At 61.5% G+C, this 22,052-nt stretch carries 25 protein-coding genes; 16 read left to right on the top strand and 9 right to left on the bottom strand.

Annotated features, from left to right (window positions below):
• Nucleotides 1-4 precede the first annotated feature (4 nt).
• The 8 genes from ureC (at nt 5) to LC298_RS08260 (ending at nt 5,116) form a co-directional block, all read left to right on the top strand.
• Complete coding sequence (ureC, locus tag LC298_RS08225; RefSeq protein WP_131566325.1) at nt 5-1,717, top strand: urease subunit alpha; 1,713 nt, start codon at nt 5-7, stop codon at nt 1,715-1,717.
• Between the two features lie 130 nt (nt 1,718-1,847).
• Complete coding sequence (locus LC298_RS08230; RefSeq protein ID WP_131566328.1) at nt 1,848-2,300, top strand: host attachment family protein; 453 nt, start codon at nt 1,848-1,850, stop codon at nt 2,298-2,300.
• Between the two features lie 107 nt (nt 2,301-2,407).
• A complete protein-coding gene (locus LC298_RS08235) occupies nt 2,408-2,575 on the top strand; it encodes a hypothetical protein (protein WP_223385599.1) in 168 nt (55 codons plus the stop codon).
• Nucleotides 2,576-2,657: 82 nt separating this feature from the next.
• Nucleotides 2,658-3,110, top strand: a complete 453-nt coding sequence (locus tag LC298_RS08240; RefSeq protein ID WP_317851177.1) for an urease accessory protein UreE — start codon at nt 2,658-2,660, stop codon at nt 3,108-3,110.
• An 11-nt stretch (nt 3,111-3,121) separates the two neighbouring features.
• Entirely contained in the window at nt 3,122-3,403 is a 282-nt protein-coding gene (locus tag LC298_RS08245) for a YrhK family protein (protein WP_131566331.1), read from the top strand.
• Nucleotides 3,403-4,062 (top strand): urease accessory protein UreF, encoded by a 660-nt coding sequence (locus LC298_RS08250; protein ID WP_131566334.1) that lies wholly within the window; start codon nt 3,403-3,405, stop codon nt 4,060-4,062. The genes LC298_RS08245 and LC298_RS08250 overlap by 1 nt, the downstream gene beginning before the upstream one ends.
• Complete coding sequence (gene ureG, locus LC298_RS08255) at nt 4,059-4,682, top strand: urease accessory protein UreG (RefSeq protein ID WP_131566337.1); 624 nt, start codon at nt 4,059-4,061, stop codon at nt 4,680-4,682. Before LC298_RS08250 ends, ureG begins: the two co-directional genes overlap by 4 nt.
• On the top strand, nt 4,679-5,116 hold the full coding sequence (locus tag LC298_RS08260) for a MarR family winged helix-turn-helix transcriptional regulator (RefSeq protein ID WP_131566339.1): 438 nt from the start codon (nt 4,679-4,681) through the stop codon (nt 5,114-5,116). The genes ureG and LC298_RS08260 overlap by 4 nt, the downstream gene beginning before the upstream one ends.
• Nucleotides 5,117-5,123: 7 nt before the next feature.
• Here LC298_RS08260 and LC298_RS08265 read toward each other — a convergent pair whose 3' ends face one another.
• From LC298_RS08265 to rirA, 6 genes are all read right to left on the bottom strand, one after another.
• Entirely contained in the window at nt 5,124-5,987 is an 864-nt protein-coding gene (locus tag LC298_RS08265) for an MBL fold metallo-hydrolase (protein WP_223385601.1), read from the bottom strand.
• A gap of 1 nt (nt 5,988) precedes the next feature.
• Complete coding sequence (gene glpK / locus LC298_RS08270; protein ID WP_131566342.1) at nt 5,989-7,485, bottom strand: glycerol kinase GlpK; 1,497 nt, start codon at nt 7,483-7,485, stop codon at nt 5,989-5,991.
• A 64-nt stretch (nt 7,486-7,549) separates the two neighbouring features.
• Entirely contained in the window at nt 7,550-8,227 is a 678-nt protein-coding gene (locus LC298_RS08275; RefSeq protein ID WP_131566346.1) for an aquaporin, read from the bottom strand.
• 74 nt (nt 8,228-8,301) lie between these two features.
• Complete coding sequence (locus LC298_RS08280) at nt 8,302-9,840, bottom strand: hypothetical protein (protein WP_131566349.1); 1,539 nt, start codon at nt 9,838-9,840, stop codon at nt 8,302-8,304.
• Nucleotides 9,841-9,892: 52 nt separating this feature from the next.
• Entirely contained in the window at nt 9,893-10,879 is a 987-nt protein-coding gene (locus tag LC298_RS08285; RefSeq protein WP_158284698.1) for a DUF7507 domain-containing protein, read from the bottom strand.
• Nucleotides 10,880-11,022: 143 nt separating this feature from the next.
• Nucleotides 11,023-11,484, bottom strand: coding sequence for an iron-responsive transcriptional regulator RirA (rirA, locus tag LC298_RS08290; protein ID WP_131566355.1), 462 nt, complete (start codon nt 11,482-11,484; stop codon nt 11,023-11,025).
• Between the two features lie 156 nt (nt 11,485-11,640).
• Between rirA and LC298_RS08295 the strand changes: the two genes are divergently transcribed.
• A complete protein-coding gene (locus tag LC298_RS08295; RefSeq protein ID WP_131566358.1) occupies nt 11,641-12,666 on the top strand; it encodes a Fe(3+) ABC transporter substrate-binding protein in 1,026 nt (341 codons plus the stop codon).
• Nucleotides 12,667-12,718: 52 nt separating this feature from the next.
• On the opposite strand, the gene LC298_RS08300 is transcribed toward LC298_RS08295, so the two are convergent.
• Nucleotides 12,719-14,389 (bottom strand): ABC transporter permease, encoded by a 1,671-nt coding sequence (locus LC298_RS08300; protein ID WP_131566361.1) that lies wholly within the window; start codon nt 14,387-14,389, stop codon nt 12,719-12,721.
• A gap of 194 nt (nt 14,390-14,583) precedes the next feature.
• Between LC298_RS08300 and LC298_RS08305 the strand changes: the two genes are divergently transcribed.
• From LC298_RS08305 to LC298_RS08320, 4 genes are all read left to right on the top strand, one after another.
• Nucleotides 14,584-15,735, top strand: coding sequence for an aromatic ring-hydroxylating oxygenase subunit alpha (locus tag LC298_RS08305; RefSeq protein ID WP_131566365.1), 1,152 nt, complete (start codon nt 14,584-14,586; stop codon nt 15,733-15,735).
• Between the two features lie 3 nt (nt 15,736-15,738).
• Nucleotides 15,739-15,966, top strand: coding sequence for a hypothetical protein (locus LC298_RS08310; protein WP_199223213.1), 228 nt, complete (start codon nt 15,739-15,741; stop codon nt 15,964-15,966).
• Nucleotides 15,967-16,058: 92 nt separating this feature from the next.
• Nucleotides 16,059-16,580: a TRAP transporter small permease gene (locus LC298_RS08315; protein ID WP_131566368.1), complete on the top strand. Its 522-nt coding sequence runs from the start codon at nt 16,059-16,061 to the stop codon at nt 16,578-16,580.
• A complete protein-coding gene (locus tag LC298_RS08320; RefSeq protein ID WP_131566371.1) occupies nt 16,577-17,899 on the top strand; it encodes a TRAP transporter large permease in 1,323 nt (440 codons plus the stop codon). The genes LC298_RS08315 and LC298_RS08320 overlap by 4 nt, the downstream gene beginning before the upstream one ends.
• A gap of 9 nt (nt 17,900-17,908) precedes the next feature.
• On the opposite strand, the gene LC298_RS08325 is transcribed toward LC298_RS08320, so the two are convergent.
• Both LC298_RS08325 and LC298_RS08330 read right to left on the bottom strand, forming a co-directional pair.
• On the bottom strand, nt 17,909-18,616 hold the full coding sequence (locus tag LC298_RS08325) for a DUF1045 domain-containing protein (protein ID WP_131566373.1): 708 nt from the start codon (nt 18,614-18,616) through the stop codon (nt 17,909-17,911).
• A gap of 120 nt (nt 18,617-18,736) precedes the next feature.
• Nucleotides 18,737-19,375, bottom strand: coding sequence for a hypothetical protein (locus LC298_RS08330; protein WP_131566376.1), 639 nt, complete (start codon nt 19,373-19,375; stop codon nt 18,737-18,739).
• Nucleotides 19,376-19,527: 152 nt separating this feature from the next.
• Here LC298_RS08330 and LC298_RS08335 point away from each other — a divergent pair, with 152 nt between their 5' ends.
• The 3 genes from LC298_RS08335 (at nt 19,528) to LC298_RS08345 (ending at nt 22,051) form a co-directional block, all read left to right on the top strand.
• Nucleotides 19,528-19,791: a DUF4212 domain-containing protein gene (locus tag LC298_RS08335; RefSeq protein WP_131566379.1), complete on the top strand. Its 264-nt coding sequence runs from the start codon at nt 19,528-19,530 to the stop codon at nt 19,789-19,791.
• A gap of 9 nt (nt 19,792-19,800) precedes the next feature.
• A complete protein-coding gene (locus tag LC298_RS08340; RefSeq protein WP_131566382.1) occupies nt 19,801-21,606 on the top strand; it encodes a sodium:solute symporter family protein in 1,806 nt (601 codons plus the stop codon).
• Between the two features lie 82 nt (nt 21,607-21,688).
• Nucleotides 21,689-22,051 carry a YggT family protein gene (locus LC298_RS08345; protein WP_131566385.1) on the top strand — a complete coding sequence of 121 codons (363 nt, stop codon included), beginning with the start codon at nt 21,689-21,691 and terminating at the stop codon, nt 22,049-22,051.
• Nucleotide 22,052 lies beyond the last annotated feature (1 nt).

Below are 22,052 nucleotides of genomic sequence, written 5' to 3' on the forward strand. Positions count from 1 at the left end.
GCGCATGCCCGCCAAGATCTCCCGCGCCGCCTATGCCGGCATGTTCGGCCCGACCACCGGTGACAAGGTGCGGCTTGCCGATACCGAATTGTTCATCGAGGTAGAGGAGGACCTGACCGTCTACGGCGAGGAGGTGAAGTTCGGCGGCGGCAAGGTGATCCGCGACGGCATGGGCCAGAGCCAGACGACGCGCGCGGAGGGCGCCGTCGACACGGTGATCACCAATGCGCTGATCGTAGACCACACCGGCATCTTCAAGGCCGATATCGGACTGAAAGACGGACGCATCCATTCGATCGGCAAGGCCGGAAACCCCGACACGCAGCCCGGTGTCAACATCATCATCGGCCCCGGCACCGAGGCGATCGCTGGCGAAGGCAAGATCCTCACCTCAGGTGGTTTCGACTCGCACATCCACTTCATATGTCCGCAGCAGATCGAAGAAGCGCTGATGAGCGGGCTCACGACCATGCTCGGCGGCGGAACCGGTCCGGCCCACGGCACGCTTGCAACCACCTGCACGCCGGGCCCCTGGCATATCGGCAGGATGATTCAGTCCGCCGACGCCTTTCCGATGAACCTCGCCTTCGCCGGCAAGGGTAACGCGTCACTGCCGGGAGCGCTTGAAGAGATGATCGTCGGGGGCGCCTGCGCGCTCAAACTGCACGAGGACTGGGGCACCACGCCGGCCGCCATTCACAACTGCCTGTCGGTCGCCGACGAGTACGACATACAGGTGATGATCCATACCGACACGTTGAACGAATCCGGCTTCGTGGAATCCACCATCGAGGCGATAGACGGCCGCACCATTCACGCCTTCCACACGGAGGGTGCCGGAGGCGGACATGCGCCGGATATCATCCGCGTCTGCGGCCTGTCGAACGTTATTCCGTCATCGACCAACCCGACGCGGCCCTACACCGTCAACACCATCGACGAGCATCTCGATATGCTGATGGTCTGCCATCACCTTGACGCGCGCATTCCCGAGGACATCGCCTTCGCCGAGAGCCGCATCCGCAGGGAGACGATCGCCGCCGAAGACATTCTGCACGACATGGGGGCGTTCTCGATCATTGCCTCCGACAGCCAGGCGATGGGCCGCGTCGGCGAGGTCATTATCCGCACATGGCAGACCGCCGACAAGATGAAGCGCCAGCGCGGCGCGCTGCCAGAGGAAGAAGGCGACAACGACAATTTCCGCGTGCGGCGTTACATCGCCAAATACACGATCAATCCCGCCATCGCGCACGGCATATCGACCGAAATCGGCTCGATCGAACCCGGAAAACGCGCCGATCTGGTGCTCTGGAATCCCGCCTTCTTCGGCGTGAAACCGGACATGGTGCTGATTGGCGGCACGATCGCCGCCGCGCCGATGGGGGACCCGAACGCCTCCATTCCGACGCCGCAGCCGGTGCATTACCGCCCGATGTTCGGGGCATTCGGGAAGTCGCTGACGAATTCCTCGGTCCTGTTCACCTCGAATGCGGCGATGGAAGACGGACTGGCCGAGCGCCTGGCCATCGACAAGGAACTTGTCGCGGTCGACAACACCCGCGGCGGCATCTCCAAGGCGTCAATGGTGCTGAACGACCTCGCCCCGCAAATCGAGGTGCATCCGGAAACCTACGAGGTGCGCGCAAACGGCGAACTCCTGACCTGCGACCCGGCGACCGTACTGCCAATGGCGCAAAGATATTTCCTTTTCTAGGCCTGCCTCCCGGTGGTCCCTGACTGGGCGCATCATCGCATGGATATGTCGGAAAGGCGGTTGCCGCACTGCAACCGGTGCTTTCCTCTCGCGTTGAGGGGGAATAAGATGCACAGAAGGGAGATCATCGATGGCGGGCATTCAACTCAAGCACGACGGCTGGCTGGTAGTCGCAGATGGCGAAAAGGCGCTGTTTCTGCGCAACGAGGGAGATGAGAAGTATCCGAACCTCGACGTCTTTCGCGAACTAGAACAGGAAAATCCGCCGAACCGCGAGCAAGCGGCGAACCGCCGCGGCCGGTTCAATGACGGGCCGAACGCTCATCGCAGCGCCGTCGAGGACACGGACTGGCATCGTCTCGGCAAGGAACGTTTCGCCAAGGATATAGCCGAGCGGCTCTACAAGCATGCCCATGCAGGCAAATTCGACCACCTCGTGCTGGTCGCCTCCCCGATGGTGCTGGGCGAAATCCGCAAGGAACTGCATCAGGAAGTCGAAAAGCGCATCGTCGCCGAGGTCGACAAGGATCTGACGAACCATCCGATGGATGAGATTGAGAAGATCGTTTTCGAAAAGAGCTGACCGGCGGGCGCCAGTTTCCGTAATTTTGCATGGCTGCCATGGCAAACCGGCCGTTGTTGCTTTGCACAACGCCGCCTAGCTTGTCATTGACAGGAAAGGAAATCGCTATGGCACGTTTCTCGGAAACCCGCATCGGGCGCGCGCTCTCTGCAACCGGGGGTGCAATCGTTCGCGCGCGCCATGCCGAGGCTCTCAGTAGACTCCCGGATCACATCTTCGAGGAACGCGGCACAACGCGGGAAAGCGAACTGCGCGATCTCTTTGGCCTGCGCTAAAGTCTGCGTAAATCGGGCCTACAAAGCCGCCTCCGATCGCGGTAAAAGGAGCTTAAGCTCAGACCGTGGACCGAAGCCTTTGTTGCGCTGCACTTCGATAGTTCGCCATTTTCATGATCCGGCGGACATCATCACGCTTGACGAGGCCGCGCGCCATCGCAGGCGCGTTGTGATGACGTCTGACGACGGCGTCGAGTTTCTGCTTGATCTTCCGGAAGCCCGGCTGCTTCGCCACGGCGACGGGCTGTTATTGGAAGACGGACGGATCATCGTGGTCCAGGCTGCACCAGAGAAATTGTGCGAAGTACGCGGCGGTGACGCCCGGCACCTGCTTTCGCTGGCGTGGCAGCTAGGCAACCGCCACTTGCCCGCCCAGATTCTCGACGACCGCATCCTGATCCGCCGCGACCCTGTGATCGCCGCGATGCTTCTGGGTTTGGGTGCAACGGTGCAGGATGTGGAGGCCCCCTTCGACCCGGAAGGCGGCGCCTATGGCAATACGCATCATTTCCACCCTCCCCGTCACAATCATTGAGAGGCGGTCAGATGACCTTTTTCGATCCCGGAAACCGCCGCAAGACGGAACAGCACAAGCGCATTTATGCCGCCTACGAACTTGCATTCACGTTCATCGAATTTGCCGCCGGTTTGCTGTTTCTGGTCGGCTCATTCATGTTCTTCTACAAGTCTTTGGAGAACGCGGCGATCTGGTGCTTCGTGGTCGGCTCGGCGTGCTTTGTGGTCGGGCCCGGCCTCAAGCTGGCGCGTGAAGTCCATTATGCGGCAATCGGTGACGTGAACGACCTTGCAGAGCGCGCCGGACCGTGATGAGCAGCACCACTGACCTCCTTCGCCTGATGTCGTGGCTGTCGCCAGTGTTCCCGACGGGCGGATATGCGTATTCCGGCGGATTGGAGCAGATGGTCCATGGGGGTGCGATTCACGACGCCCAAAGCCTGAAGGGCCGCATCGCCGCCCTGCTGAAAGACGGGCCGCCGTGGAACGACGCGGTTCTCTTCGCCGCCGCCTTCCGCTCGTCGGCGGATGGGGAGACGATCGAGGAACTTTCCGAACTGGCGCGCGCCATGGCCGGCTCGCTCGAACGCCACCGCGAAGCCCTCGATCAGGGCGCGGCATTTCTCGCGGCGGCAGCCAACTGGTTCGAGGCCGGAGCGCTTCCTGCGTCACCTACTCCCTTGTGCGTCGCGGTCGGCGCGGCCTGCGGCCTGCAATCAATGCCTGCCGAGGAAGCGCTCGCAGCCTTCCTGCATGCCTGGGTGAGCAACCAGTTGCAGGCAGCGATCCGGCTTTCCGTCGTCGGCCAGTCCGGCGCCGCGCGCCTGCTGTCAGAACTCGAACCGGCGATTGCCGAAACCGCCGCGCGCGCGAAAGCTTCGACCCCGGGCGACCTTGGCAGTTGCACGATCCTCGCCGACATTGCCGCGATGAACCACGAAACGCTCGAACCGAGGCTGTTTTTGTCATGACCTGCTCCCCCCACGGTCCTCTTCGCGTCGGGATTGGCGGCCCCGTCGGTTCGGGCAAGACGACCCTGACGGCCGAACTTTGCAAGGCGATGCGCGACCGCTACTCCGTCGGCGTCGTCACCAATGATATCTACACGCGCGAGGACGCCGAGGCGCTCACCCGCATGCAGGCGCTGTCCGCGGACCGGATCGAGGGTGTGGAGACCGGCGGTTGCCCGCATACCGCCATCCGGGAAGACGCCTCGATCAACCTGCGCGCCATCGAGCGGCTGTGCGAGCGGGTGCCTGACCTCGATATCGTTTTCATCGAATCCGGCGGCGACAATCTGGCAGCGACCTTCTCCCCCGATCTCGCGGATATCAGCCTCTATGTCATTTCGGTGTGCCAAGGCGACGACATTCCGCGCAAGGGCGGCCCCGCGATCACCCGTTCCGACCTCCTGATCATCAACAAGACCGACCTGGCGCCACACGTCGACGCGGATCTCGAGCGGATGCGCCGCGACGCCGAGGCCGGCCGCGGGGAAAACCCGTTCCTGTTCACCGATCTCAAACGCGGCATGGGCACAGAGAGCGTTGCGGATTTCGTGATCGGACGGGGCGGGCTGGCGGCAACGTGACCCTCGACCTCCATCGCTTCCTGCCCTATCGCATCGATCGCCTGAGCGACGCGGTCAGCCGGCACTTCTCCGACGTCTACCGCGATGCCCACGCGATGGCCCGGCCCGAGTGGAAGGTGTTCGCGCATCTCGGTCAGGAAGAGTCGCTCACGGCGCGTGAGATCGTGCGACGCACCGGCCTCCACAAGACCAAGGTCAGCCGCGCCGTCGCATCTCTGGAAAAGCGGCGCTGGATCGCGCGCAGCCGTGATGATGACGATCGCCGGATCGAGCATCTTTCGCTGACGAAGCTCGGCAGTTCACATTACGACCGCCTCACCGACCGCATGAGAGAACGCGAGGTTGGGCTGCTTGAACAACTGTCGGACGGCGAACGCGAGGCGGTCGATGACGCCCTCGCGATCCTGGAGCGCGTTATGAAACCGGACCGCTGAGATCACGTCAGGACAAGTCGATCCGCAATCCGTCCGTGCCGATGAACAGAGGCCCGTCCCATGTCGCACGGACGGACTCTTCCCAGTCGGCAGGGCCGATCTGCGGATCATCGCTGGGAACGAGATGGTGGAGGGCCAGCCGCTTGACGCCTGCTTTCGTGGCGATCCGTCCCGCCTCTGCGGCCGGCGTGTGGCTGGCGACCAGATGCTCGCGAAGCCGCCTTCCGTTGCCGACGCGGGCGACCAGACGGTCGACGCCATCCTCGTGCATCGCCTCGTGCACCAGAAGATCGGCGCCTGCGGCAAACTCTGAAAAGCCCTCGAACGGCGCGGTGTCGCCCGAAAACACGACCTTCCTTCCATCCGCCGCGAACGAGAGCGCATAGCTCTCGGTGACCGGCGGATGGCGATTGAGAAGACCGGCGCCGACCACCGCGCCGGAGGTCATGAAAACACCCTCGCCCATCGCTCGGATATCGACGAGACGAACGAGATCGGGTCTCCCCTCGTCGGCGATGCGGGTTTCGATGTCGAACGCCATGGAGGCAAGGAAATGCCGCCAGTATTCGGCGAGAGCGGCTGGCCCGTAGACGGCGACCCTGTCCTTCAGCCCCGCCGTCCACGCCGTATGGAGCAGCGGCCCGAGTTCGAGATAGTGGTCGGAATGCAGATGCGTGATGACGATGGTACGCAGGTCCGGAAGGCGCACGCCTTGTTCGGCGAGCGCACGCGTCACGCCCAGTCCGCAATCGACGACGATCTGCAGTCCCGCCATTTCAACCAGACTCGATGTCGGCATCGGGCTATCCGGATAGATCGCGGGACCGCCCTTCGTGCCGAGCAAGGTGACAGCGGCGGCGGGTGAAGCCACGTCAGCGATTGCTCAGTGTGCGGGACACGGCATCCTGCCAGCCATCGTATTTGCGAGCCCGCTCTTCCGCGCTCATTTCCGGCGTGAATTGGCGCTGAAGCGCCCAGGTCTTGGCGAAGCCGTCGCGATCCGGCCATACGCCGGCCCGGGATCCGGCGAGCCACGCCGCGCCGAGGGCGGTGGTCTCCAGCACCTGCGGACGGTCCACGGGCGCATCGAGAATGTCGGCAAGGCACTGCATCGTCCAGTCGGAGGCCACCATGCCGCCATCGACGCGCAGCGTTGTGGACGCATGCGCATCCGAGCCCCAATCCTTGCGCATCGCTTCAAGCAGGTCGCGCGTCTGGTAGCAGACGGACTCCAGTGTTGCCCTTGCGAACTCGTTCGGACCCGAAGCCCGCGTCAGCCCGAAGATTGCGCCCCTCGCATTGGCGTCCCAATGCGGCGCGCCCAGCCCCACGAAGGCAGGCACCAGATAAACGTCCTGCTCCGGATCGGCCATCGCGGCCATCTCGCCGCTTTTCGCCGCATCATCGAGAATGCCGAGTCCGTCGCGCAGCCATTGCACCGACGCTCCTGCCATGAAGATCGAACCTTCCAGCGCATAGGTCGTCTTGCCGTCGAGACGATAGGCGATGGTGGTCAGCATCCGGTTCTTCGAGATGACCTGGTCCTCGCCGGTGTTGAGAAGCGCGAAACATCCCGTCCCGTAAGTCGATTTGAACATGCCCGGCTCGAAACACGCCTGCCCTATAGTCGCCGCCTGCTGATCGCCGGCAACGCCATAGACGGGGATTTCAGCCCCGAGAACGTCGTATTTTGCGACACCAAAATCTGCTGCACTATCCAGCACCTCTGGAAGCATGCTCGCCGGGATTCTCAGGATATCGAGCAGTTCCTCGTCCCATTTGTTTTCGGCGATGTTGTAGATCAGCGTGCGCGACGCGTTGGTCGCGTCGGTCACATGTCGCGCGCCGCCGGTCAGCCGCCAGATCAGAAACGCGTCAATCGTGCCGAACACGATTTCGCCGGCTTCCGCGCGGGCCCGCAACCCGTCCGCATTGTCGAGCAGCCAGGCGATCTTCGTTCCGGAGAAATAGGGATCGAGCAGCAGTCCGGTCTTTTCGGTGAAGACCGTCTCATGGCCCTTTCCCTTCAACTCATCACAGAATGACGCGGTGCGCCTGTCCTGCCAGACAATCGCCTTGTGAACCGGGTCCCCGGTCTTGCGATCCCACAGGGCAACTGTCTCGCGCTGGTTGGTGATGCCAATGGCAGCGATGTCGGAAGGGCCGATCCCGGCTTCCTCGATCGCGGTCCGGCACGTTTCGACGACGCTGGTCCAGATATCATCGAGATCATGTTCCACCCAGCCGGACTTCGGAAAATGCTGCGGAAACTCCTTTTGTCCGACCCCTGCAATCTTCTGGTTCTTGTCGAACACGATCGCGCGGGACGACGTGGTCCCCTGATCGATCGCAAGCACATAGTCGCCCATGTGGCGCCTCCTCCCGGGATATCGAAAATTTCCGGGCGATTAAGACCAGATTGAAGGTGGCCCTTCAAGCCGCCCCGGCGTTTTCCGCGCTCTCCGCATAAAGCCAGCGGCAAAATGCCCAAGCAGCCACCGCGCCTGTCAATTGCATCCCAATGAACCAGGGGACATCCAATGGACGAATGCCGGAAAAAGTGTCGGAAAAGCCGCGCGCGACGGTGACCGCGGGGTTGGCGAATGAGGTCGAGGCCGTGAACCAGTAGGCGGCGGTAATGTAGAGACCGACCGCCATCGGGACGGCGGAAGGGCGTGCGCGCAGCGTGGCCAGGATGGTGAACACGAGCCCGAAGGTCGCGACGGTCTCCGCGAACCACTGAGCCCCGCCGGTACGCACCGTTGCGGACGCCTGGAAGATACGCTCGGCGAACATCGCGTGAGCGGCCCAGACGCCGATCAATCCCCCGGCAATCTGCACGAGCACGTAAATGAGGGCATCGCCGAAGCCAATGTCGCCGCGAAGGCGAAACGCGAGCGTGACCGCCGGGTTGAAATGAGCGCCGGAGACCGGACCAAGCATAGTGATCAGGACGACCAGGATCGCGCCTGTGGGCAGGGTGTTGCCGAGAAGTGCGATCGCCACGTTCCCGCCTGCCAACCGCTCGGCCATGATGCCCGAGCCAACAACGGTCGCCAGCAGAAACGCGGTTCCTGTGAATTCGGCGGCATATTTTCGCGAGCCGTTCATCGCCCCAACCCCAACATATCGACTTATCGTGAATTATCGATGGGAATCCCGTGCGTCAATCGAACTGTGACGAATCAGCCGCCCTTGCCGACGACACGGGTGTCGATTTCGAGCGGATAGCGGCGGCCCGCCGCCTGCCACCGCTGCAACACGGTATCGCGAACCTTTTCGACCCGCCGCGATGCAAGTTCCTCCGATTCGCGATTGGCGAAATATGTGAGCCGCAGGAGCGAGGGCTGTCTGTCGAGCACCGAGATCAATCGGGTGATGTCCTCCGCTAGGCTCGTATCCGGCTCTTCGGTCTCGCCGATGAAGGCTGCAGCGTTGACGTCCACGCGGACGATTTGGGCGCTCGCCGCGCCGAAGGCCATGCGGGCAGTCTCGCCGCGCCCCACGCGGACGCGCATCGGATTTGGAGTGGTCACGAAATAACCGTCGGGCAGGGTTTCGGCTTCGAGCTTGAGTTCAAGATCGACTCCGCCGAGACGCGATGCGGTTACGCAGGGGGACGCGTAACGTCCATCTTGTGCGGTCGTCATCGGCAATCCGATCTCCGGCGCAATACGGACACCGGCGATTCCCGGTTCCCCGTCATCAAGTTCGCCATCGCGATCCGCATCGTCAAATACGTGCAGGGCGACGCCGGCACATGACGGCTCGGCATCGGGCGCCGTCCTCACCGAAGCATCCGCTTCCGGTATCAGTCTGATTTCGGTGCGCCGATCGAGCAAAGCGGCCCTCACGGTGAGAACGGAGGGCGGCAGGTCGTTCTTGACGCGCGCCGAAAAGCGCATTTCTCCGGTGCTGTTCGCCGGAACGGCGAGGTTGTTGGCGATCAGGCGGCCGGCCTCTGTCCGCAGATGAAGCCGGCCTGCGCCGGCCTCCCCCGAGGTGGCGGAATATTCCATCCCCTCCGGAAATTCGACTACAAGCATCGCGTTCATATCGACCGCGCTGCGGTTAAAGGCGGTGACGGCGAAATCGACAGTTCCGCCTGGAAGGACCTCCTCCTCCCCGGCCGTAAGCGCGATCGCCAGGTCAGACGGATCGATGCCGAGAAGTGGCGGCAGCGCTATGCGCGCGAAAGTTTCCGCAAGCACCCGCTCTCCGGCAGCGGTTCCGGACACCGCTACGCGCAGCGTGATGTCGTCCCCGCTTTCAATATTCATGCGCGACAGCTCGTGCCGGACTGCAAACGTACGAGTTGCCCCGACGGCCAAGCCGCCTGCGGCAGCTTGATCCTTTGCGGCCACGGAAGGGTCCGGCTGTGGACGCCCGGACTGATCGGCTTCGGTCTCGAACGTCAGTTCGCTGACGGCAATGTCACCGATATTTTCCACGGTCAGTTCCAGAACGACGCTGTCGCCGGGTGAGAGTCCCTCCTGGCCGTCATCGTCGATGATCTTCGAATTACTGACGGCCCGGATCCTCGGCGACGCCGGCGAAACCTCGATCTCCACCCGAGCCACGGGCGATGACAGCGACTGACCGGCATAAACTCCCGCCGCCGTCGCCTCATTGGTGATATCGGCGGCCGCGACCGCAACAGAGGCAAAGGTCGACAGTGCACCGAGGACCAGCCGGCGGACGGCGCGATAAGATCGCGGCGCCATGGTTCGGCCTAGTCCGTAATCCGGATTATCGGCGAAATCGCGATGGATGCCCTCACTGCGCCTCGAACTCGGCCTGAGTGACCGTGTGGTTATAGGTGAAGGTAATCGCGCCTCCTGCTCCGAGGACGTCCCACGATCCGTTGGTTCCGCTTGTGTCGTCATTCAGTTCAAGCACATCGGCCTTCAGTTCGGTTTCATTCCACGGCCCGGTCTCGACGCCACCGGCCTCAGCCGATAGCAGGGTGCTTCCCTCATGCAAATCGGAAATAGTGACGGCGGTGATCGCCACGTTGCCGATATTCGAAACGGTGTAGACATATGAAATCGTGTCGCCCGTCTCTGCGCCGGTGCCGGAATTGCCATCGGCCTTGGCAAGAGTGGCCTCCTTGGTCAGCGACAGGCGTGGATTTGCCATGACCGCTACCGAAGCCGACGCATCAGCCGCTACCGCACCCGAAGGACCATCGCCGGCGGCGGACGCCGTGGCAAGAATGCCATCCTCGCGCCCGGCCGAACGGAACACGTCCGCCGCACTCAGCGTAAAGGAGGCCGTAAATTCCTGGGCCGCTCCCGGTTCGATTGCTGCGGAGGATGGATCGAACTCAGACAGCGTTCCCGTTGCGGCAACGCCGTCAATGGAGAATATTGCGGCCGCCTGCACGCCGGTGACGCTAACGTTGCCCTCATTGCGCACGCTGACGGAAACGATGACGCGGTCGCCCGCATCCGCGGCGTCCGAATCCTCTCCGCCCGACACATCGAGCACGCCGGTGGCTGTTGCTGAAAGCGTCGCGACCGCCGGCTCGACATCAACGGCGGCAGGCGCGTCCGGCGTTTCGACGGTCGTTCCCTCGTGAGTGCCCGCAGCCCTGGCGACGTTGTCGATGGCGGCATAAGCGGTGGACGCGGGGAAAGCCGCGGGCAATATCAATACGAGGACCGCGGGCAGATCCTTGAGGGATCTCACCGCTGCGTCGACAGGTGGCAAGACGTGAAAGTTCAAAAAGCCTTGGCAAGTCGCCGCTATCAAAGTCCCCATCGACACATCCTCCCAGACAAACACGGGCATGGCGCCGCGCAACGGCGCGGGCTGCACCTCTATATTGCCATGAAAGAAGATGAATGGCGAAACAGACCTTTACGGCGGTCCTTTGCGCCAATTGATGAAGTGCCCGGAGTCGCCTACTGAGCGATCGCGGCGGCTTCCAGCTTGTCGAGACCAAGCAGCAGCGTGATGTTGTCGCTCGGCCGCGCGAGATCGGCGACGGTGTAGCGGTCGAGGACTGCAAAAAAAGCGTTCAACGCCTCGCGCAGCGCGGAAGACAACCGGCAGGAATCCATCAGCGGGCAGTCGGCATCCTCGTTCTCGAAGCACTCGGCCATGTTGAAGTTGTCTTCGGTGAGACGAACGACATCGAGCAGAGTAATCTCGGTCGCCGGACGCGCCAGTTTGAGGCCTCCGTTTCTTCCCCTAACTGTCGTGATCAGCCCGCCCTCGTTAAGGGGCTGAAGGATTTTGAACAAAAACGGCTCCGAGACCGCATAGGAACGCGCAATATCGGCAACGCGGCTCAGTCGACGGTCGTTGGCGGCGCAGTAGATCAGTATCCGAAAGGCATAATTCGTCTGTTTTGTCAGGCGCATGGGTCTCTCCGTTAGGCCCTATATAGCCCATAGTTTGGAATCATTCCAGATAACCAAACTTTTTTTGTCAACTTTATTCTTGACACCGCGAAGCGCTATGAGGCAGTTGAAACATGAGTGCAATACTCACCTTTAAACCAACAACGGAGCCTTTCCATGGCACTGCGTATGCGCGTCCTAACAGCCGCACTATCCGCTTCAGTCGCACTTTCCGCCACGGCGGCCTTCGCCGACGGCGAACTGAACCTCTACTCCTCACGCCATTACGACACCGACGAGCGTCTCTACTCCGATTTCGAGAAAGAGACCGGCATCAAGATCAACCGCATCGAAGGCAAGGCCGACGAGCTGATCGAACGCCTCAAGGCCGAAGGCGAAAACAGTCCGGCGGACGTGCTGCTGACGGTCGATGCCGGCCGCATATGGCGCGCCGCCGACGCGGAGCTTCTCGCTCCGGTCGAGAGCGAAGTGCTCGAGGAACGTATTCCGGAAGCGCTTCAGCATCCGGATAATCTGTGGTTCGGCTTCTCGACCCGCGCCCGCCTCGTCTTCTACAGCAAGGAACGCGTCTCCGAACCGCCACAGACCTATGCCGATCTCGCCGACCCGAAATACCAGGGGCAGGTCTGCGCGCGTTCGAGCTCGAATATCTACATGCTTTCGCTACTGGCGTCGCGGATCGCCAAGGACGGCGAGGAAGCTGCCGAGGCGTGGGCCCGGGGCCTGAAGGACAATCTCGCACGTGATCCCCAGGGTGGCGATACCGACCAGCTTCGCGGCATCGTGTCGGGCGAGTGCGACATTGCTGTCGCCAACAGCTATTACTTCGCCCGCGCCCTTCGCTCCGAAGTCGATGGACTTTCCGGCTCGATCGACCAGATCGGATGGGTTTTCCCCGATCAGGACGGTGACGGGACCCACATCAACGTATCGGCCGGCGCAGTCGTCAAGAATGCCCCGAACCGGGAAAATGCGGTCAAGTTCCTCGAATACCTCGCATCGGATTCGGCACAGGAATACTTTGCCGCCGGCAATGACGAGTATCCCGCAGTCGAGGGAGTGGGTCGGTCGGCTTCGGTCACCAAGCTCGGCGATTTCAAGGCAGACGATCTCAACCTGTCGGCGCTCGGCGAATATCAGGCCGCGGCGCAGGATATCTACAACAAGGTTGGCTACAAGTAGGGCCTGACATCGCGTCCCAGAGCGAGAGCGCCCGGCTTCGGTCGGGCGTTTTTTATGCCTCTATGATCGAGGGAACCGCGGCTTCGGGGCGCGCGGCGGGAAGCGAGGACGAACGCGCGATCGTTCGGCACAGAACAATCACGGGAAGCAGACCGAAAGCCACGATAACCAGCGAGGGGACGGCGGCCTGGGCCAGCCGCTCGTCCGATGCCAGCCGGTACGCCTGTACCGCAAGCGTGTCGAAGTTGAACGGACGCAGGATCAGCGTCGCCGGCAACTCCTTCATCGTGTCGACGAAGACGATCAGCACGGCCGTCAGCAGGCTGGTGCGCATTAGCGGCAAGTGAACCCGTATCAGCATCCCTCCCGTAGTGGCGCCGAGCGTGCGGGCGACCGCATCAAGATTCGGCCGGATGGAGCTCATGCCCGTGTCGAAGGCGGACAAGGCGGCGGCCATGAAACGCACCATGTAGGCGATCAGCAATAGCGCGATCGAGCCGGTGAAGAGAAGCCCGACGGAAACATCGAGGTTTGCGCGGAAAAAACCGTCTATGGCGTTGTCCAGACGCGCGAACGGAACGAGGAGCCCGACGGCGATGACCGCGCCTGGCAGCGCGTAGCCGATACCCGCAAGCGTTTTGGTGAGGCCGGCCGCCCTGCCCGGTGCAAGCCGCACCCGGTAGCCGACGAAGACCGCCCCTGTGACCGTCAGCACGGCCGCCACCGCGGAGAGGAACAGCGAGTTCTGAATGAACGACAGATAGCGCGGGGCGAAAGGATTCTGGCCCGATGACACGGCCATTTCGAAGAGGACGGCCAGGGGGATCACGAATCCGGCGAGAACGGGGATCGCACAGGCCAGGAAGGCGGCCAGCGCACGCCAGCCCGATAGCGTATGCGGCTTCATGACTTCGTGCCTGTTGCTGGCGTGGTGGTGCTTCGCCTTGCCGCGCTGCGCCGTTTCAAGGACGACAAGCAGGAGCGCCGCAAGCATCAGATAGAATGCAAGCTGCGATGCCGCGGGACGGTCGCCCATCGAGAACCATGCCTGATAGACGCCGGTAGCGAAGGTCTGCACGCCGAAATGCGCCACGGTGCCGAAATCGGCGATGGTCTCCATCAGGCACAGGATCACTCCCCCGGCAATCGCCGGGCGCGCGATGGGGAGGCTGACCCGGAAGAACGCACTCCACGGACCGTGTCCCATCGTGCGCGCCGCGAAATAGGCAGTCGGCGACTGGCGAAGGAAAGCAGCCCGCGCGAGCAGGTAGACGTAGGGATAGAGAACCAGGATGAGCATCAGCGACGCGCCGCCCAGCGAACGGATTTCCGGGAACCAATAGTCGCGGGGTCCCCATCCCGTCACGGCACGGAGGAAGGTCTGGACCGGTCCCGGATGATCGAGAAGATCAGTGTACGCATAGGCCAGAACGTAGGCCGGAAACGCCAGAGGAAGCGCCAGCACGATCTCGAAGACCCGCCGTCCCGGGAACCGGCAAAGCGTGACAAGCCAGGCGGTGGACGTTCCGACGAGCGCAGTGCCAACTCCGACGAAAAGCACCAGTTGCAACGTGTTCCAGATGAAACGCGGCATCACCGTGTCCCATAACCGAAGCCAGGTTTCCAGTGTGCCGCCGGCGGCAGCAACGCCGACCGCGGCGATCGGCAGGATGCAGAGCCCGGCGAAGAACCAGGCGAGTGTTTTCAGCGGAAGGCGGGGCAACGGTGCGGATATCTGGCGAGCGGTGACATGGTAAAAGTGGAGTATGGCAAACAGGTTTTATCGTCAATCATTCTCCGTTTCCCTGGCCGCGCGTCGTTTTCCGACACGTCTGCTTCTCAATTCCGCATGGTCAAGCGATGGCGATCCTCGCAGAATCGTCTCGGAACGCGCACAATCGAGCGGAGGACATACCGATGGACCAGAGGCACCCCGACGGGCAGTTCGATCCGGTCATGCAGCCGATCGAACATGCCCACGGTCTCTCCAACCGGCATTATGTCGACCCTCAATGGTTCGAAGTGGAGAAAGACGCGCTCTTTTTTGACACCTGGGCGGCAGTCGGATTCTCAAAGGATGTGCCGGCAAAGGGTGACGCCAAACCGCTGGAATTCCTCGGTCAGCCGCTGGTCATCATCCGCGGGCGAGACGGGAAGGTGCGCGTGTTCCAGAACATCTGCCGGCACCGCGGCATGATCCTTGTCGGCGAGCCGAAACGCATATCCGGCGCCATCCGCTGTCCTTATCATTCCTGGTGCTACGATCTTGACGGGTCTCTGAAGGCGACGCCGCATGTGGGAGGGCCAGGCCGCAACGCCCACGCCGCGATCGACCGTGGTTCCCTCGGGCTTATCGAGATCCGATCTCATGTCTGGCGCGATGTCATATTCGTCAACATGTCCGGGGAAGCGCCGCCGTTCGAGACCGTTCATGAAAAGGCGCTCGAGCGCTGGAAGGAATTCGAGCATCCGCTGTTCCACTCGGGAGACGATTCGAGCTTCGAACTGAAGGTTGCGACGAACTGGAAGCTGGCCGTGGAGAACTATTGCGAAAGCTACCACCTCCCCTGGGTCCATCCGGGACTGAACAGCTATTCGCGGCTCGAGGATCATTACCACATCGAGGAACCGGGCGCGTTTTCGGGACAGGGGACGCTCGTTTACCGCCAACTTGAGGGCGAAAACGGACAAGTTTTCGAGGACGCACCGGATCTCGGCGAAAAATGGGCCACAGCCGCAGAATACATTTCGCTTTTTCCAAACCTGCTGCTTGGCGTGCATCGCAATCACTCGTTCGCAATCCTGCTCGAGCCCACGAGTCTGGAAAGCACGGTCGAGCATGTCGAAATCTACTACCACGCCCAAAGCGCGCTGGATGAGGCCTATGCCGGATTGCGGGCGCGGAACGCGGCGCAGTGGAAGACCGTCTTCGAAGAGGATATCTTCGTCGTCGAAGGCATGCAGCGCGGCCGCCATGCGATGCGTTTCGACGGCGGGCGATTTTCTCCCGTGATGGACAACCCGACCCACATGTTTCACCGTTGGGTCGCCGCCCGGCTCGCACCCTGATCGGTGGAACCGTTCGACCAAATCGACAGTGCGATCATCGCGGCCGACGCCGCTGGGGATCCGCGTGCCCTGTCCGTCCTGTATGGCAAGGCCGCGCTTGCCCTCGAACAGAAGGGCGACATCGAGTCGGCATGTTTCTTCTACACGCACGCGTTCGTATTCGCCCTCGAAGCCGGCAGCGAGGCCGCGAAAACCTACAGGGCCGCATTGCTGCGCCACGGCAGGATCTAGGGTCATGGCATTCCGATTTGTCGCAGCCGGACGCTTTATCCAGCGCCTCAACTAGGCTAACCAGCATTGTGGTTTCGGCCGCGAGGGGATGGATGTATCAGACGATCGACAGATGGGTCTTCCGGCTGGCCGCAGCAATGGCCTTGCTTGGCGGCGCCGTGCTCGTCGCACTGGTGTTTCTGACCGTCATCTCCGTGACCGGCAGAGCTCTCGTCTTCGCCGGATTGGGACCCGTGCCGGGCGATTTCGAACTGGTCGAAGCAGGGACCGCCTTCGCCGTCTTTGCCTTTCTGCCGTGGTGCCAGCTCACGCGAGCCCACGCATCGGTCGAAATCTTCACCATGGGTTTGCCTGCATCATTCAACCGTGCACTGCTGATTCTGTCCGATCTGCTGATGCTTGCAATCGCCTTGCTCTTCTTCTGGCGTCACGGGCTGGGAACGCTTGACGCCCGGCGTTACGGTGAGACCACCTTCATTCTGCAGTTTCCCCTCTGGTGGGCCTATGCGGCATCGATGATCGGCGCGGCGGTATTCGTCATCGTAGCGGTCTGGTGCTTTATCACTCATATAAGAAGCAGCGAACCCGCCGGGAGTGAACCGGCCCTCTCATGACGAATCTCGAAATCGGACTCTGGTCCTTTCCCGCGCTTCTGCTGCTCATCTTTCTGCGTGTTCCGATCGGGCTCGCCATGCTTCTCGTCGGCATGGTCGGCAATTATCTGATCAGCGGGACGACGCTGATGATATTGTCGCAGTTGAAGACCCTGCCCTATTCGACCTTCTCAAGCTATTCGCTGTCGATCGTTCCGCTTTTTCTTCTGATGGGGCAGTTCGCCACGCTCGGCGGGATGAGTCAGGCACTGTTCCGCGCGGCGGAAACCTGGCTTGGACATCGCAAGGGCGGCATCGCCATGGCGTCGGTCGGCGCGTGCGCCGGCTTTGGCGCGATCTGCGGGTCCTCGCTCGCCACTGCCGCGACGATGGGCCAGGTCGCCCTGCCCGAACTCAAGCGCTACGGCTATTCCGGCGCGCTGGCCACGGCGACGCTGGCAGCGGGCGGAACCCTCGGGATTCTCATTCCACCGTCGGTCATTCTGGTGATCTATGCCATTCTGACCGAGCAGAACATTGCCAAGCTGTTCGTGGCCGCCGTCATTCCGGGCCTGCTGGCCGCGCTCGGATATCTGATTACGATCGCGGTCTACGTGCGATTGCGGCCGAAAAGCTATCAACTGCGCGAACGGGCTCCCTACGTCGAACGGTTCCGGGCGCTCGTCGCGGTGTGGCCCGTGCTGCTCGTCTTTATTGCCGTGGTCGGCGGAATCTATCAGGGGATATTCACACCGACAGAGGCAGCCGCAGTCGGCGCATTCGGCACAGGGCTGATCGCCATCGTCAATGGCGGGATGACCTTAACGAGTCTGAAACAATCGCTGCTCGCGACCGCCAGCGCGACCGCCATGATCTTTTTCATTGTTTTCGGCGCGGCGGTCTACAACAGCTTTCTGGCCTTGTCACAACTGCCCCAGGAAGCAGCGCTCTTCGTTACCCAACAAGGGCTCTCGCCATGGCTCGTGCTCGCCTGCATCCTTGTTATCTATCTGATTTTCGGGTGCGTGATGGATTCGCTGTCGATGATCCTTCTAACGATTCCGATTTTCTTTCCGGTGATGACCGCGCTCGACTTCGGGCTGACACAGGAAGAGTTTGCGCTCTGGTTCGGCGTGCTGGTGCTGATCGTCGTGGAGGTGGGATTGATAACGCCGCCGGTTGGAATGAATCTTTTCGTCATCAACAAGCTGTCGAGCGAGACCCCGTTGGGACACACCTATCGCGCTGTGTCCGCCTTCGTCCTCAGCGACATCATCCGTGTCGTCATTCTGGCGGCATTCCCATTCATCACGCTTTTTGCCGTCCGTCAGTTGTTCTGACCGCGGCTGCTAGGCAATCCGGCGATTTTTGGAAGCGGCGAGTTCAAACATCTCCTGGAGTACAAATGGAGCGCCCTCCTCGGGTTCTCTATAGATGGCGATCCGGTCGATCTCCAGCGGAGCTGAAAGAGCCTCGGCGAAATGCTCCTCAAGCGCTGCTGCGACACGCCCGCGATCCGCGGCATCAACGGGACCGGTGAGCGTCATGTGAAAGCGGAACTCGTCAAAGACAGAGGGGTATCCCCAGTTCTGCAGATTACGCAGTTGGGCTGCTGACAAGCTGTCGGGTTCGCGGCGCTGGAACTCGCGCTCCGACAAGGGGGCCCGGAACTTGTCGAAGACCGCGACGACACGCGCAGCAAGAGCGTCCAACTTCTCGATCCTGTTTTCCGACGTAATGGCGAAGAACGCGCCCAGGCGTTCGATCCTCGCGGTCGGAACAATGACCGGTTCGACCTCCCTGCAGAACCGCTCTGCCATTCGTGACAGTGCGTCGGCGGTGAAGTGCTCTGCAAGCCGGAACGGCGCCTTGAGAGTGGCATGAAATCCGTAGCGGCGGGGCGCCACCGTGAGACAGGCAACTTCGTTTTGCGTCATCCCGGCGACCTTCGGGTGTGGCCACGACACGCCGGTAACCGCGTCGCGGCCGAGCCACGACGATGCAACCCTCGTCAGAAAGAGATCGCTCGGGGGGGTGAAATAGATCGCATAGCGCATGACGAAAATTGGCGGTTGGCGGCCCTGGTGGGCCCTACAAGTCCCTCATGACAAACATCCGGCGCGCGGTAGAACAATGCCGCGCGATTCCGCGTTGATATACGTCCGGGAGCGGCCGCCTCACGCCCTTGCAGACGATGCCACGGCAGCCCGATCAACCCTGTCCGTGAACTCCTTGCGGAATTCGATCCAGGCGTTCAAAATTGAATTCTCGACGATCTCGGCGTCGAGCTTTTTGAGATCCTCGGCAATCGGCGCCCAGCGCACCAGCGCCTTCGGGCTGTCAGTAAAATGCGCCGGGCCATTGGTGTGCCAAACGGTTCTCGCGAGCCGGTCATCGAATGCAGCCCGCCATTTGTCCGCAGCTCCCGTGCCGCAGCTTCCGTCGTCATTGGCCGCAATTCCTCGCTCGTAGCACTCTGCTGCTATCCCCCCCATGACATCGTTGCCCACCTCCGCCTCGACCAGACTGTTGGCAACGCAAAAACAGGTCATGTCTGCGAGGCAGGCTGCGAAGACTTCGAGTTTTGCAATATTAAGGGATCGAACGAAGATTTCGTCGTCCATCAGTTTCGGGAAACGGGTTCCGACACGGGTTTTTACGTAGCCATAGAGTTTTTTCTGGCAGACGAAGGCAGCCCTTGTCGAGGCAAAATCGCAAACCGAATCGACCGAATCGATCGGATCGCTTCGACGGAGATAACTGAATCTCGGAAGATACCGCAGCGCCGTTTGACCGACTTCCGCCCAGAAAGTCATTTGATTTCAGTTCTTTCTGTGGACGCTACCAATGTATGAATTCCCCTGCGCCAGGTTCCGGAGTATCCCTTATGTCGGACGGTTGCGGCTTTCAAGAGCGCTCGTCCTTGGAGGGTCGGCAATAGTGCCGGAAATTAGGAAGGGAGGATGGCATGTCTTCTGAACTTGCTGGGCGAAACGCGCAGCATTGGGCCAAAACGCGCAGTCTCACGATACTCGTGCTCGCGATCTGGTTCATTTTCGCCATGGTCGTTCCATGGTTCGCAAAGGAGTTGAACTCCTTCACATTCCTGGGTTTCCCACTTGGATACTACATGTGTGTCCAAGGCTCGCTCATCGTCTTCGTCGCACTGATCTGGTTCCAGAATTTCCGTCAGGACGCGATCGACGATGAGTTCGGCGTCGGCGAAGAATAGGGGGTTCAGATGCAAGGTGGTTTCACTCAGAATCTGGGCAAGGTCTACGGCCTCTATACCCTCGGGTTCCTCGTCTTCTTCGGCCTGATGGCCGTCCTCGAAAGCATGGGTGTCGGTGCTCGCACCATCGGTATCCTCTTCCTCTGTTTCACCATCGCGATTTACGCCATCATCGGCTATCTGTCGCGGACGATGGATGTCAGCGCCTATTACGTCGCGGGTCGCGAAGTGCCGGCGCTGTACAACGGCATGGCCACAGCGGCCGACTGGATGTCGGGCGCATCGTTCGTGGCGCTTGCCGGCGGCATCTATTTCGGTGGTTATCCGTATCTCGGCTTCATCGTGGGCTGGACAGGCGGTTATGTGCTGGTCAACTCACTAATGGCGCCGTATCTGCGGAAATTCGGCTGCTATACGGTCCCCGACTTCGTCGGTACGCGTTACGGCGGCAACCTCGCCCGCCTGTGTGCTGTCATCATCCTCGTGGTTGCATCCTTCACTTATGTGACGGCGCAAATCAACGCCACCGGGACGATTGCGGCGCGCGCACTTGGCATTCCGTTCGAGATCGGCGTGTGGCTGGGCGTGGCCTCCATCCTGCTTTGCTCGATGCTGGGCGGCATGCGAGGCGTGACATGGACACAGGTCGCTCAGTACATCGTGCTGATCATCGCCTACCTCGTGCCGGTCATCTGGATGTCGAACAAGCAGGGCTTCGGCCTCATTCCGCACTTCTCCTACGGTGATGCCGTGCAGAAGATTGCAGAGTTGGAAACGACGTACGGGCTCAATTCGGCCGCCGAATCGGTCGCCGGCCTTTCGGTCCTGACGACACCGCACAACGCGCCGGCAGGCGGCCTGGACTCCTGGAAGATGGTGACGCTGGCGGTCGCGATGATGACCGGTACTGCGTCGCTCCCGCACATCCTGATGCGCTACTTCACGACGCCGTCCGTGCGTCAGGCTCGTCGGTCCGTGGGCTGGTCGCTGTTGTTCATCTTCTTGCTGTACTTCACGGCGCCGGCGCTGGCCACGCTGTCGAAGCTGCAGTTGCTCGACCCGGCGTTGGCCACGTCAGTGATCGGTAAGAGCATCGAGGATGTGCTCGCCCTCGAATGGGTGCAGAACTGGAGCGCGGTCGGCATGCTTGCCGTCGTGGACCAAAGCGGTGACGGGCTGGTTCAGTTGAACGAGTTCTTCATGCGGCCGGATATCGTTGTGCTTGCCACCCCAGAAATCGCGGGTCTTCCCTATGTGATTTCGGGTCTGGTTGCTGCCGGCGGTCTCGCTGCGGCAATGTCGACGGCCGACGGCCTGCTGCTGGCAATCGCCAACGCGCTGTCGCACGATCTTTACTACAAGATCATCGACCCGAAGGCAGACACACGCCGCCGCTTGATTGTGGCACGTGTTCTCCTGCTGGGCATCGCAGCACTGGCAGCCTTGGTGGCCTCTTTGAAGCTGACCGGGATTCTGGGAGCCGTGGCCTGGGCGTTCTGCTTCGCGAACTCCGGCCTGTTCTTCCCGCTGGTGCTTGGCATCTGGTGGAAACGCGCGAACACGCCGGGAGCGGTTGCCGGCATGGTCGTCGGCTTCACTGTGGGATCCTGGTACCTCTACATGGTCTATGCCGCTGGCATGACCCCGTGGTTCGGGCTCGACCATCTGCGGTTCGGCATCGTCGGCATGGCCGCCAGCCTGATCGCGATGATCGTCGTCACCCTGGCGACGAAGGCTCCGAGCCAGGAAGTCCAAGATATGGTGGACGAAGTTCGAATTCCTTCGGGCGGAACCATCCTCTCCGCCGACCACTAGGCCGGCCGGAGACAAATTTTCGGGGGCGGGCTTTTCCGCCCCCGTTTTCTTTGACAGAACGACAGGAAACCAAAGGTTGCCCATGCCGGAATCAATTGCACCATTCCCGTTCTGGATTGTCGCGCTCGATTACATTCTCGGTGTCGTGATGTGGACCCTGATCGGCCGAGCAGCGATGAGTATCTTCCTGCCCGAGGACTCGGACTGGTTTTTCATGCGGATCTTCGTGAAAGCGACCAACCCGATCCTGAAGGTTTTTTCCCCGCTTACGCCCGGCTTCCTGATCCAACCCTTGGTGCCGCTTTACGTCGCTTGGTTTATTTTCATGTTCCGTTTCTACCTCATGCCTTGGCTGCTGGGATATTCGGTGATGGGAATGCTGTCGTTTCCGCTCGAAAGCGATGTCACGCGTTTCCTTTACGATGTCCTGTATCCCGGGCAGTAGG

This window comes from Oricola cellulosilytica (genome assembly GCF_019966575.1).
Lineage (GTDB): Bacteria > Pseudomonadota > Alphaproteobacteria > Rhizobiales > Rhizobiaceae > Oricola > Oricola cellulosilytica.